Origin of the sequence: Bacillus sp. bc15 (genome assembly GCF_900142585.1) — a bacterium.
In the GTDB taxonomy this organism is placed as follows: Bacteria; Bacillota; Bacilli; order Bacillales; family Bacillaceae_G; genus Bacillus_A; species Bacillus_A cereus.
Map to the genome: position 1 here is coordinate 32,832 of NZ_FRBJ01000014.1, position 13,141 is coordinate 45,972.

Genomic DNA, 13,141 nt, shown 5'->3' on the forward strand with positions numbered 1-13,141 from the left:
CTCCTTATGTAAATTCGTTCTATACAAGTTTTTCCCAAAAACATGTAATTATGTATGTGTTGAAAATAAATTATTATCCTGCAGTCACAAGGACTCATCCGCAATTTAAATCAAAAATGATTTGTATGTATATGGTAAATTGAAGTTGTGAGGAGGTACTGAAATGCTTTCTAAAACGTATCAAACGATCGGTGAATTATTTCAAGCAACATATGCAGCAAATGGCTATTATACAATAATATTCGGAGGAGTTAGTTTAGAGAGAAATATTATTTCATTATTAGTTATTGTATTGGTTACACAATTAGTAGCAGTGAAGACTTTAGCTATAAAAGGAATGGTAAAGGGAAGAAGAAGCTCTGTAGTTAAAGTTGTATAAAAGTAAAAAGGTATCCTTCGTAGGATACCTTTTTACTTTTGTTATTTTGCAACTTCTGTCCACTTGTAGTTAAATTCACCGCCGAAGTCAGTCGTTACAAGTCCTTTAATGAAAGAGCGTTGTAAGTAAGAACGACCTTGTTGGTATAAAGGAGCGACAGCGCCGTCTTGTAATAGAATTTTTTCAGCTTGCTTCATTGCTTCAAAGCGTGCTTTTTCATCGCCAGCTAAATCTGTTTTCACTTTATGAATTAGCTCATCGTACTCTTTGTTAGAGTATTTATCGAAGTTATAAGCACTATCTGTTGTAAATAAATCTAAGAATGTAATTGGATCAGCGAAGTCAGGGCCCCAGCCGTCAATACCAATTTCATAGTCACCACTTAATAGTAGTTTCAACTGTTGTTTACGTGGTTGTGGTTTTAAATTCACTGTTAATCCATCTAGGTTTTTTTCTAATTCACCTTTTAAATATTCACCAGTCTTTTTAGCTAAAGCATTGTCACTTGTTAATAGTTCGATTGTTACTTTGTCAGTACCAAGTTCTTGTTTTGCTTTTTTCCAGTTTTCTTTCGCTGTTTTCACATCATCCTTGACTAGATTTCCATTTTCTTTACGGAAGTCATTGCCTTCTGGACTCTTTGCAAATTTCGCAGGAACCATTCCTTCAGCTGGAATAGCACCGTTATTTAAAATTGTTTCTACGTAAGCCTTTTTATTCATTGCGCCGTTAATAGCAAGGCGTGCATGTTGATTTTTTAATGTTTCATTTTTCTGATTTAGTCGTAAGAATTGAATGCCGACTTCAGCGCGTTCCTTGAAGTTTGGATCGTTCTTATATTTATCAACAAACTCTGCAGTTAAAGCAACGCGATCAATTTGTCCTGAATCATATAAGTTCACTTCTGTAGACTTATCTTTAACGACATTGAAGTTGATTTCTTCTAATTTTACCGTTTTAGCATCCCAATAGTTAGGGTTTTTCTTCAATTGGAAACTTTGTTCGTGTTTCCAGTTATCTAATGTGAAAGCACCGTTGTAAATTAAATGATTTGTTTCTAAACCGTATTTATCGCCCTGAGACTTTAAGTACTCTTCATTAATTGGCAAGAATGTTGAGAATGTCGTTAAGCTTAAGAAGTAAGGAACAGGACGGTCTAGTTGTACTTCTAACGTTTTGTCATCAACAGCTTTGACCCCTAGTTGATCAATTGGTAATTGTTTTTGGTTTATTTGTTTCGCATTCTGTACATCGAAGAATAAGAATGCGTATTCAGCTGCTGTATCAGGATTTACGGCACGTTGCCAAGCAAAGACGAAGTCCTTTGCTGTAACAGGAGTACCGTTTGACCATTTTGAATCACGCAGATGGAATGTATATTTTGTTTTATCGGGACTAATGTCAACCGACTCAGCAACACCAGGAATCGGTTTATTATCTTCTCCCATTGCATATAAACCTTCAAAAACATTGCGCATTACATTCATGGATTCCCCATCCGTTGCTTTTGCAACATCCATTGTTGGAATTTCTGAAGCGAATGATAAGTTAATTGCTTGTTTATCAGGTACTTTATCGTTTGCTTTCGCTCCGCCTGCATTATCTTTATTTCCCCCGCAAGCAGTTAGTAATAGACTTGCCCCTAAAACAGATGCAACAACAGGTACAACTTTTTTCTTCATTGTTCGTTCCTCCCTAAATGTGTTGTTCGTAACGTCATAATGTCCATGTCTTGAAGTAGCTATAGAAGGAGATAGAACCTATTATAAATATTTGTTTATAGGTAATCAGGTGTTCTATATGTATATACATGTTGAGCTATAATCTATCGTTATATGTTTCAACTTAGTAGACATTATATTTTGATGGTGAAATATTTCGTTTCTTTGATTATTTAGAATATTAACACTGGAAAGAACTATATGTCAATAATAAAAATAGAATGTTAATTTCTTAGAATAATATATTAAAAAAGTAGATTCTTTTGTGTGAGAGAACCTACTTTTAATATATTTTGCTAAAAAAACAATTGGTGTGGGCTAATAATAAGTGGGGATGAAGAACCCCCACTTATTACGGTTTTACTTTATTTTTCAATTTTTGCCCACTTGAAGTTTAATTGACCCGCAAAGTCTACTTGCACAATTCCTTTCACATAAGAACGTTCTAAATAAGATTCGCCTTTTTGGTAAAGAGGAGCGATAACAGAGTCTTTAAATAATATTTTCTCGGATTCTAGTAATGCTTCCCAGCGAGCTTTTTCATCACCAGCTAAAGTTGTTTTCACTTTTGCTATTGTTTCATCGAATTCCTTATTAGAGTAATGATCTAAGTTATAAGGGTTATTCGTTGTAAATAGCTCAAGGAATGTAATTGGATCCGCAAAGTCAGGGCTCCAGCCGTCAATTCCGATTTCGTAGTCACCTTTTAATAAAAGCGAAACTTGTTGCTTACGCGGTTGCGGTTTTATATTTACTGTTAATCCATCTAGATTCTTTTCTAGTTGCCCTTTTAAGAATTCACCAGTTTTCTTATCAAGGTCAGCATCACTCGTTAATAATTCTAATGTTATCTTTTCAGAACCAAGCTCTTGTTTAGCTTTTTTCCATAATTCTTGTGCAGATTTTGTATCAACTTTTGTTAAATCGCCGTTTGCAGTACGGAAGTCTTTTCCTTCAGGTCCTTTTGCAAAGTTTTTTGGAACGAGACCAAATGTTGGTGTAGAGCCATCATTTAATAACGTATTTACAAAGGATTTTCTATCAATTGTTTGATCGATTGCTTGGCGTGCAGAAACGTTTTGAAGTACTTTGTTTTGTTGATTCATGCGTAAAAATTGTACGCCTACATTTGGACGTTCTTTAAAGTTAGCATCTTTTTTATATTTATCAACGAAGTCAGATGTTAGTTTTATACGATCTAATTGTTTTGACTCGAATAAATTTACTTCTGTTGATTTTTCTTTTACGACGTTAAAATTGATTTCTTCTAGTTTGACAGTATCTTTATCCCAATAGGTGGGGTTCTTCTTAAATTTAAAGCTTTGTTCGTGCTTCCAATCGCTTAGTGTAAAAGCTCCATTGTACAAGATTGTATTATCTTCTAAAGCGTACTTATCACCTTGTGCTTTAAAGAATTCCTCGTTAATTGGTAGAAATGTTGGGAACGCTGTTAAGCTAATAAAATACGGAACAGGACGCTCCAATTCTACCTCAAACGTATGGTCATCAACTGCTTTTACACCAAGTTGGTCGGCTGGAAGTTCTTTGTTGTTAATTTTTGTTGCATTTTTAATATCAAAGAATAGAAATGCATATTCAGAGGCTGTTGCTGGATCTACGGCACGTTGCCAAGCGAACACAAAATCTTTCGCTGTAACAGGAGTGCCGTTTGACCATTTTGAATCTCGCAAATGGAATGTGTATTTCGTTTTATCGCCACTTACTTCATGAGATTTTGCAACACCAGGAACAGGTTTGTTACCTTCACCAAGATTATACAAACCTTCAAATACGTTTCTCATTACTTGACCAGAATCAGTATCTGTAGCACGAGCCGTATCCATTGTTCGTATTTCAGTAGGTGAAGATAAGTTTAAAACCTGTTTACTAGGTGCCTCGTCTTTTGCATTTGCTCCGCTTGCTTCGTTTTTATAACTACCGCAACCAGTTAATAAAATACTTACTCCTACAACTGATGCAATACCGGGTACAAACTTCTTTTTCATTTGATTTTCCTCCTAAATAATTAAGTTTGGATGATGATGAGGGAAATGAAAAATAAAAAATCCCTCTTTTCATATTGAGAAAGAGGGATTTTTACGTACAAGTTATGCACCCGTATATAAACGAAGTCCCTCATTCTATCTTTCAAGCATAAAGCTTGCAGGAAGTGGCACAGTATTCAAAATGAACCTGCTGCCGAGGTTTCAAAGGGCCAGTCCCTCCACCTCTCTTGATACAATGAGTAAACGAATAAATTTTATTAATTTTTGTGTTTCTTTGATAATTCAAAATCTTACACCTTGAATAATGAAGTGTCAACCAAATGGAATATAGTTTAAATTTTCAGTTTTCTTAAGCAAAAAAACCACTGCATATGGCAGTGGTTTTTCTACTAGAAGTTAAAGTTATCTGGATCTGGACCAACGCGACGATCTTCATTTAAAGCTTGAATTGCTTTCATATCATCAGCACTTAATTCAAAGTCGAAGATGTTTGCATTTTCAATAATGCGATGTTCTTTAATTGATTTAGGGATTGTTACAACTTCGTTTTGTAAATCCCAGCGTAAAATAATTTGCGCAGTTGATTTATTATATTTTGTCGCAATTTCTTGTAACGTTGGATTATCTAGTAGTTGTCCTTGCATTAATGGTGACCAAGCTTCAAGCTGGATATTATGTTCTTTACAGAATGCATGTAGCTCTTCTTGTGCTAAACGTGGGTGATATTCCACTTGGTTGACCATTGGCTTAATTTCAGCAATTTCAAATACGTCTTGTAAGTGGTGAATGTGGAAATTACTCACACCGATAGCGCGAACACGGCCATCTTTATAAAGTTTTTCTAATGCTTTCCATGATTCAGTATATTTCCCTTTTACAGGCCAATGTACTAAATATAAATCTAAATATTCTAGACCTAATTTCTCTAATGTAGTTTCAAATGCTTGAAGTGTTGTTTCATATCCTTGATCGCTATTCCATACTTTTGAGGTAATAAATAATTCTTCACGTGAAACACCGGATTCACGAATCGCTTGTCCAACGCCTTCTTCATTTTGATAGATTGCTGCAGTATCGATGCTGCGGTAGCCATTTTTAATTGCTGCTTTTACAGAATCAATTACTTCTGAACCATCTTCTACTTTAAAAACACCTAAACCAAACCAAGGCATTTTTACACCGTTATGTAATGTTGTATAATCTTTTAAACTTGTTAAAATCATATTATTTCCCCCTAGCTTTTTTGTTTGTTGCTTCTACTGCTTTTTGAATTGCCTCTGAAAAATTATATTCGTATAAAGTTTTGAGACCCTCAGCTGTGGAACCACCTGGCGTTGTTACTTGTTCGCGGAGGTTAGCTGGATTTTGCGTTTGCTCGAGCATAGAAGCAGAGCCAGAAATCATTTGAATGACAAGATGTTTTGCGGTTTCTTCATCGACTCCATAACTTTTTGTTGCTTCAATTAAGCTTTCAGCAAAGTAATAAAGGAAGGCTGGCGCACTTCCAGTAACTGCAGTAAGCTGATGAACTTCTTCCTCAGTACAAAGTTGCGAAGTACCAATACCTCTTAAAAGCAGTTGCAGGGTTTCTTGATGCATCTCGGTTACTGATTGTCCTATTGTATATAAGGAGATAGACTTTCCAATTTCAGCAGCTGTATTAGGCATAATCCAAGCAACAGGTGTGCCTTTTGGGAGTCTAGCTTCTAAATAAGATGGTCCAATGCCAGCTGCTACTGTTACGACAAGTTGATTTGATATTAACGGAGATAGCTCAGCTAATAATTCTTCATGAGCAGAAGGTGGCATTGCTAAAACAACCGTATCGACAGATGTAATATGCTGCTTCCAATCCGTTGTAATAGACACATTATATCGCCTTTGTAATTGTTCTAACTTTTCTACGTTGCTTCGGTTAGAGATAATAATTTCTTCGATGTACTCTTTGCTTGTTTTAAGTAATCCGGAAAATATAGCTTCTGCCATACGACCAGCGCCAATAAATAAAATTCGATGTTTGTTAGGCATATCCTTTATTCCTTTCTAGTAGAGATATGTTATAAAAACGATATCATCTTTAAGAGAATTTTGTAAAAAGAAAAGACTTACCGTAGATGGAATGGATAATGAGAAGACGGAAATTCATGGTAAAGGAAAGGGCTATTCCTTATACTGGTGATAGGGAATTTATTACACATCTGGGGAGAGATAAATATGGTTAGAAGTCCACTTTTTTTACTTGTTTCTAGTATTATTTGTGTATTAGTTGGATTGTATATTCAATCGAGTTATATTGAAATTTTCGCATCAATTATGGGAATCATTAATGTTTGGTTATTAGCGAGAGAAAAAGTATCCAACTTTTTATTTGGCATGATTACTGTTGCGGTATTTCTATACATTTTTATTACACAAGGTTTATATGCAATGGCAGTATTAGCCGCTTTTCAATTTATATTTAATGTATATGGTTGGTATTATTGGATTGCACGAAGTGGGGAGGGAGAGGTAAAAGCAACAGTTCGTTTAGATTTGAAAGGGTGGACTTTTTATATAAGTTTTATTTTAGTTGCTTGGATTGGTTGGGGTTATTATCAAGTCCGTTATTTAGAGTCAACAAGTCCATATTTAGACGCTTTAAATGCCGTATTGGGACTAGTGGCTCAATTTATGTTAAGTCGAAAAATATTAGAAAACTGGCATTTATGGATTTTATATAACGTAGTTAGCATTGTAATTTATATTTCTACTGGTTTATACGTCATGCTAATATTAGCTATTATTAATCTCTTTATATGTGTAGCTGGTTTGCTAGAGTGGAAGAGCAATTATAAGGGGCAAGAACATACAAATAATTATATCTAGAAAATAATTAGAATTAAAAAACCCCTGAAGCATATATGCTTCAGGGGTTTACTAATAGAATATAAGATTAAGCTTTTGTCATACCAAGTAGTACAGCGCCGCCGATAATTAAAACACTACCTAGTGCAATAAAGATCAATTGACGTTTTGTTTTCTTTTCACCCAAGAATACAATCGCACCGAATGTTGAGATAACGATTCCAGTTTGAGATAATGGGAAGCTTGTTGCTACTCCAACACGTGGTAATGAAAGAAGTAAGAATAAGTTTCCAGTTCCCCATAGTAAACCAGATAAAGCATTACGGATTGCATATTTGTTAAATGGTTTATGTTTAGACGTCAGTACAACCGCACCAACAAACATACCAACTGCTTGTGGTAAAATAGCAGACCAACCATCGATATTATACCAACGAATAATAATTACATATACAAGATAGCCGAAAGTAGAAACAATTAAAGTAAGAAGTCCTTTTTTCAATTGTCCTGGTGGCTGAGCATTTTCTTTATCATCTAGTGATGTGAATACAACACCAACTACGATTAATAGGATTGCAATCGTTCCCAGAATAATCGTTGTAGTAGTAGTCCACTCACGGAAAGCGATAACCCCAAAGATAGAAGTTGCAACAAGTTGCATACCAGTAGAAATTGTTACGGTAGTTGAAACACCTAGTTTTTCAACTGTTTTTAATTGGTTTACTTGTCCTAAAGCCCAGAATAAACCTGAAATAAACCCAACAATTAAGATTGTCATTGTTAAAGCTGGTTGAGTAAATACATACATAATTGTTGCGAAGAATAGAGCACCGATTGTCATACCTACCGTTTGGCTATATGCACCACCGCCCATTTTTACGCTTACTAATAAGATGTTTCCCCATGCAATTGCAGGAAGAAGCGCTAATAAAATGTCCATTACAAGACTCCCTTCGGTTTGCTATATCAATATAGTTACATATCGTTCTAACGATCGGTAATGCCCCACTAATAGAGTAGAAGATTACCGATCGCTAAAACAGGATGAAGAATTCACGATATAAATGCGTTTTCATTTCTTCATTTTTTGAAACACCTCCATATAATAACAGGAAATTGCCTATTTTAGAAAGTGAATTCAAATAAAATGTATATTTAAATAAGAGGTAAAATTCAGTTATTTCCCGGTGGTATATTTTATTTCCTAAGAAATAAAGAAGCAGCTTCCAAAAAAGCTGCTTTAAGGGTTAGTAATTCTTTTGTTAATAAGCTGAATACATAGCAGAAATAGGAGTGACATACTAATAGTGATAACCACAAGTGTCCAGGCGAGTTGCATATTACTTGCGTCAATGGCCATGTAAATTGCAGTCGGGATTGTCTGTGTTTTACCAGGGATATTCCCGGCAAACATGAGTGTAGCACCAAACTCACCGAGCGCGCGGACGAAGCTCAAAATCATCCCGCTTAGTAATGCAGGAAATGCGAGCGGAAGTGTAACGTGCAGAAAAACTTGATATTCACTTGCGCCAAGGTCACGAGCACTTTCTTCAATTTGTACATTTGCGATAGAAAATCCCGTTTTCGCTGATTGGTACATAAGCGGAAATGCAACAACTGTAGAAGCGATGATCGCAGCGGTAGATGTGAACATAATAGACTGCTGAAATAATGATTCAACCCACCTTCCGATCGGGCTGTTGTTTCCAAAGATGATAATGAGAAAGAAGCCGATAACAGTTGGTGGAAGTACCATTGGTAATAAAAATATGGTTTCTAATAGTACTTTATATCGCCATGAGGAGCGAGCTAGTGCTCGCCCGACAATCGTCCCTAAAATTGTAACGAGAATAGTGGCACACGCAGCTACTCTTAAAGATAGAAAGACAGGCGATATAATAGCATCAATGCTCATAGTAATTACGACAGGACTGTAAATCCATATTTCTTAAAGATAGATTGTGCATCTTTTGACTGCAAATACTCATAAAATGAAGTCGCCTCTTTCTTATGTTTAGATTCCTTTATAACACCTAAAGGATAGTGGATTGGCTCATGAGAAGTAGCTGCTGCTGTTTCACCAATTTTTACTTTATCTGAAATGAGAGCATCTGTTTTGTATACGATACCAGCATTGACATTTCCTGTTTCTACATATGTTAACACTTGGCGAACATCTTTTGTAAATACGACTTTATTTTGAACATCATTCCAAAGGTTTTCGTGTGTTAGAGAGGCCTTTGCATATTTGCCAGCAGGTACAGATTCAGGTGTACCAAGTGCGATTTTTTTGATTTTCTCATCTTTTAAATCTTGAAATTTTGTAAGAGAACTATCTTTAGGGATGACTAGAACTAGTTCATTTCCAAGAAGATTTTTCCCTTCTTTTTCATTAATGAATCCTTTTTTTACAAGGATTTGGAATTTATCTTCTGCAGCAGAGAAGAATAAATCAGCAGGTGCACCTTGTTCAATTTGTTGTTGAAGTGCTCCAGAAGCACCGAAGTTAAAAGAAAGTTTAATATTTGGCTCTTTTTCTTTATATTGTTTTTCGATTTCTTTTAATGCATCTTGTAAGCTGGCAGCAGCTGAGATAGTGAGTTCAACTGTTTTATCCTCTTTAGCAGCTGACTTTGTATGCTTTTCTCCACTTGTACAAGCAGCGCTAAATATAAGAAGGAAAGAAAGTATAAGTGCCCCAATCGAACGTAATGTAAATTTATTCATAAAAAAATCCCCTTTCGTTTTGACACATCTAATTATAACTAAATATAACTAAATATAAATAGTTATAATTGAATATAATTTGAACATATATCTATTTTTAAAAAATAGGAGAAATATTCTTTTCTTTGTTACAATGAAAGAAGAAAGTGAGGAATCGTCTATGGATCATCATTCCTACACAACGGAAGAAGTAGCAAAGCGATTAAAAGTATCAAAATTAACTGTATACGACTTAATTAAAAAAGGAGAACTTCCTTCTTATAGAGTTGGTAGACAGATGCGCATTGATGCAGCAGATTTAGATCAATATATAAAACAAATGAAAACAGGAAAGGTACAAGTTACTCCTGTAAAAAACGATGGTAGTAGTATCTTGAACACGTGTATTATTAGTGGTCAAGAACTAACGTTAGATATGTTAGCTAAACGTATAGAAAATCGTTTGCCAAGTTCTAATGTTTTAAGGGCGTATCAAGGTAGCTTAACAAGTTTAGTGAAAATGTATCAAGGAGAAGGAAGTATCGTTAGTTTGCATTTGTTTGATGGTGAAACGGGTACATATAATGTTCCTTATGTAAAACGCATTTTAGTAGGCCAGCCATGTATTATGATTAATTTATTGTCCAGAAATGTAGGATTTTATGTCCAAAAAGGAAATCCGAAGAAAATAAAGACATGGGCCGATATATCCAGATCCACTATAAAGTTTGTAAATAGAGAAAAGGGTTCTGGTATTAGAGTGTTAGTGGATGAACAATTACGAATCCAAAAATTAAATAAAGCTGATATTAGTGGATATGAATGGGAAGAATCGAATCATCTGGGTGTTGCCACGCAAGTTGCAAATGGAAAAGCTGATGTAGGAGTAGGTTCAGAAAAGTTTTCGCAAATTGTAAATGTGGACTTTATTCCAATCATGAAAGAACAGTATGATTTAGTAATTTTGAAGAATAAAGAAAATGAAGAGCTGATTGAAGTCGTGAAAGACATTCTGCAATCGGAAGAATTTCATAATGAATTAAATGCAATTGGCGGATATGATATTACGAAAACAGGTCAAATTATATATGAAACAAACTAAAAAGCTGCTTGTCTATAAGACGAGCAGCTTTTTCTATATAAAGGGGTTTGGGGAAACAAAGTGTTAAACAAGACCTTGAGCAAGTGTATAAATGAAAGCCGTAAGAAGAGTAGCTCCACTTGCAAGTCCGATAAAGTCTGATTTGTTGAAAGTAATGTTGTTCATTATAATCTCTCCTTATTTGTTTAATGTAGTTGCAACAGCTTTTGCATCGACAAGTGCGGATAGCACCATGCCCATTGTATTTAAAAATTTATTTGATTTCATATTGTTCATCATGCGTATCCGCTCCTTTTCGAATTGTTGTTGCCCTGCTTATGTCTTAATTATAGGAAATATGTCCACTTGCAACTATCGAATTAGCTTACGAAAGACTTACACTTTTGTAAGAAAAAAAGACATTCCTGTAAGAATGTCTTTCACAGCATATTGATATGATGATGTTCTTCAATTGTTTTTAAAAAACTACGCATTGAATTCGTCATATAGCTATCTTTACGGCGTATGAAAACCGTTGAAATACTGCCGTATTTTTCAGGGATTGCATGACAATGTACCTTACCTGCTTTAGAAAGATGATGGACAGCAGACTGTGGTACGAGTGTAATTCCGAGGCCGAGTGCAACGCTGTTTAATATTGTCTCTAATATATTGAATTCCATAATTCTTTTTGGTAGCAAACCTTCGTCTTTCAGCCATCGTTCTAGTTTGGAACGGTATCCGCATCCTTGGTTAAAAACGAGTAGAGGCGTTGTTGTAAATTCTTCTATATGAAAAGCTTTATTTTGTGTTACAAGCACTAATTTTTCTGTACTAACATCGTATTGTTCGATTAGTGGATGTTTAATAGGACCTGATATAAAGGCACCATCTAATTGATGATCAAGTACTTCTCTAATTAATTCTTCTGTTAGACCCGCTTGTAATGATAAATCGACATTCGGATAGCTTTTATAGTAAGAAGATAAAATGGTAGGTAATGTACTTACTGTTTCTACTGTACCGATTTTTAATATACCGGAGGGTGTTTCACTATCTAAAAATACTTGTTTTAGTTCGTCGACATCTTGCAAAATTTTATTAACATAAACGAGCATTTTTCTTCCTTCAGCTGTTAAAGTCATTCCTCGTTTATGGCGGTAAAAGAGTGGGGTTTTTAATTCGTTTTCTAGTTGTTTAATACGTGCAGTTACATTTGATTGTACATAATTTAATTCCTTTGCTGCGTTACTTACACTACCCTGGTCGGCAACGCTTTTAAAGATTTGTAAGTCTCTTAATTCCATTTTGTAATCCCCCTTGATGTTAACTATCATTATAAATGATAGTTAACATCATTTTGAATCATTTTACGTGATATATTTTTTCTTTTACAATTCTCTTTGTGCAAATAGAAAGAAACGGGGGATTGCGGTGAGAAGAGGTCAAATGATAATAGGGGCTTTAGCGTGTTTAATTGCGAGTATGTCATGGGGAGCGATGTTTCCAGTTGCTGATCATGCGCTAGAATACATAGATCCATTTTATTTTTCGCTTATTCGTTATGGAGCAGTGGCGATAATGCTGATTGTATTGTTGTTAATGAAAGAAGGAAAACAGGCATTTCGTTTAGAGGGAAGAGGAAAGTTACTCGTCTTTTTTGGAACGATGGCATTTACAGTATATAATGTCCTCATATTTTTAGGGCAAATGTTAATGGGTAAGTCGGGTGTAATGGTAGCTTCCATTATGGAATCACTTATGCCGATGATTTCTATTTGTATTTTATGGGGATATAAGCATATAAAACCGAAGAAGTATATGATAACGAGTATGGTTATTGCTTTTGTAGGAGCTGTGTTTGTTATTACAAAAGGTGACATGAGTTTCTTTGTAACATTGAAAGATAATATGTTCTCATTAGCATTTATATTTATTGGTGTTGTAGGCTGGGTTATTTATACGATGGGTGGTCAAACGTGTAGTGATTGGTCAACATTACGTTATTCTACGTTGACGTGTGTATTCGGTACGACTGTTACAGGAATTATAACGGTAATTATTACGTCGCTTGGATATGTTTCAGTTCCTAGTATGGGAACGATTTCTATTGTGAAGTATGATTTGTTATTTATGATGACATTGCCAGGTATTGTAGCGCTACTTGCTTGGAACTATGGTGTGAAAATTTTATCATCCATTAATGGGATTTTATTTATTAATTTTGTACCAATTACGACTTTAGTTATTATGATGATGCAAGGGTATCAGATCACAATGTTTGATATTATAGGGACTGTACTTGTTATTGCAGCGCTTATTCGCAATAACGTTTGCCAGAGAAAAGAAGAAAATATAAATAAGAGAGTTTTACAAGAAGAACAATTACGTCAAGCTGTTTAAT

General features: G+C 34.9%; 13 protein-coding genes and 1 riboswitch. Of the genes, 4 read left to right on the plus strand and 9 right to left on the minus strand.

Annotated elements, in window-relative coordinates; translation table 11 throughout:
* Window positions 1-163 precede the first annotated feature (163 nt).
* Window positions 164-379 (plus strand): hypothetical protein, encoded by a 216-nt coding sequence (locus tag BUA87_RS26895; protein ID WP_065481514.1) that lies wholly within the window; start codon window positions 164-166, stop codon window positions 377-379.
* Window positions 380-420: 41 nt separating this feature from the next.
* Here the strand turns inward: BUA87_RS26895 and BUA87_RS26900 are convergent, their stop codons facing one another.
* From BUA87_RS26900 to proC, 4 genes are all read right to left on the minus strand, one after another.
* Entirely contained in the window at window positions 421-2,061 is a 1,641-nt protein-coding gene (locus tag BUA87_RS26900; RefSeq protein ID WP_071713802.1) for a peptide ABC transporter substrate-binding protein, read from the minus strand.
* 404 nt (window positions 2,062-2,465) lie between these two features.
* The gene (locus BUA87_RS26905) at window positions 2,466-4,106 is read right to left on the minus strand and encodes a peptide ABC transporter substrate-binding protein (protein WP_053565427.1); all 1,641 of its coding nucleotides are present in this window, start codon (window positions 4,104-4,106) and stop codon (window positions 2,466-2,468) included.
* A 132-nt stretch (window positions 4,107-4,238) separates the two neighbouring features.
* Window positions 4,239-4,343, minus strand: a riboswitch (SAM riboswitch).
* A 152-nt stretch (window positions 4,344-4,495) separates the two neighbouring features.
* Entirely contained in the window at window positions 4,496-5,329 is an 834-nt protein-coding gene (locus BUA87_RS26910; protein ID WP_000604196.1) for an aldo/keto reductase, read from the minus strand.
* A 1-nt stretch (window position 5,330) separates the two neighbouring features.
* Complete coding sequence (proC, locus tag BUA87_RS26915) at window positions 5,331-6,134, minus strand: pyrroline-5-carboxylate reductase (RefSeq protein ID WP_063546217.1); 804 nt, start codon at window positions 6,132-6,134, stop codon at window positions 5,331-5,333.
* Window positions 6,135-6,320: 186 nt separating this feature from the next.
* Here proC and pnuC point away from each other — a divergent pair, with 186 nt between their 5' ends.
* A complete protein-coding gene (pnuC, locus tag BUA87_RS26920; RefSeq protein ID WP_000252484.1) occupies window positions 6,321-6,971 on the plus strand; it encodes a nicotinamide riboside transporter PnuC in 651 nt (216 codons plus the stop codon).
* Window positions 6,972-7,038: 67 nt separating this feature from the next.
* Here pnuC and BUA87_RS26925 read toward each other — a convergent pair whose 3' ends face one another.
* The 3 genes from BUA87_RS26925 to modA form a co-directional block, all read right to left on the minus strand.
* Window positions 7,039-7,890, minus strand: a complete 852-nt coding sequence (locus BUA87_RS26925) for a GRP family sugar transporter (RefSeq protein ID WP_000353544.1) — start codon at window positions 7,888-7,890, stop codon at window positions 7,039-7,041.
* 300 nt (window positions 7,891-8,190) lie between these two features.
* A complete protein-coding gene (gene modB / locus BUA87_RS26930) occupies window positions 8,191-8,865 on the minus strand; it encodes a molybdate ABC transporter permease subunit (RefSeq protein WP_002152004.1) in 675 nt (224 codons plus the stop codon).
* Window positions 8,866-8,870: 5 nt separating this feature from the next.
* Window positions 8,871-9,677: a molybdate ABC transporter substrate-binding protein gene (modA, locus tag BUA87_RS26935; protein WP_071713803.1), complete on the minus strand. Its 807-nt coding sequence runs from the start codon at window positions 9,675-9,677 to the stop codon at window positions 8,871-8,873.
* A 160-nt stretch (window positions 9,678-9,837) separates the two neighbouring features.
* Here modA and BUA87_RS26940 point away from each other — a divergent pair, with 160 nt between their 5' ends.
* On the plus strand, window positions 9,838-10,758 hold the full coding sequence (locus tag BUA87_RS26940) for a substrate-binding domain-containing protein (RefSeq protein ID WP_014481933.1): 921 nt from the start codon (window positions 9,838-9,840) through the stop codon (window positions 10,756-10,758).
* Window positions 10,759-10,821: 63 nt separating this feature from the next.
* Here BUA87_RS26940 and BUA87_RS26945 read toward each other — a convergent pair whose 3' ends face one another.
* Both BUA87_RS26945 and BUA87_RS26950 read right to left on the minus strand, forming a co-directional pair.
* Window positions 10,822-10,923, minus strand: a complete 102-nt coding sequence (locus BUA87_RS26945; RefSeq protein WP_001060018.1) for a DUF3948 family protein — start codon at window positions 10,921-10,923, stop codon at window positions 10,822-10,824.
* A 254-nt stretch (window positions 10,924-11,177) separates the two neighbouring features.
* Entirely contained in the window at window positions 11,178-12,044 is an 867-nt protein-coding gene (locus tag BUA87_RS26950; protein ID WP_016513341.1) for a LysR family transcriptional regulator, read from the minus strand.
* Window positions 12,045-12,171: 127 nt separating this feature from the next.
* Between BUA87_RS26950 and BUA87_RS26955 the strand changes: the two genes are divergently transcribed.
* Window positions 12,172-13,140 (plus strand): DMT family transporter, encoded by a 969-nt coding sequence (locus BUA87_RS26955; protein WP_002004285.1) that lies wholly within the window; start codon window positions 12,172-12,174, stop codon window positions 13,138-13,140.
* Window position 13,141 lies beyond the last annotated feature (1 nt).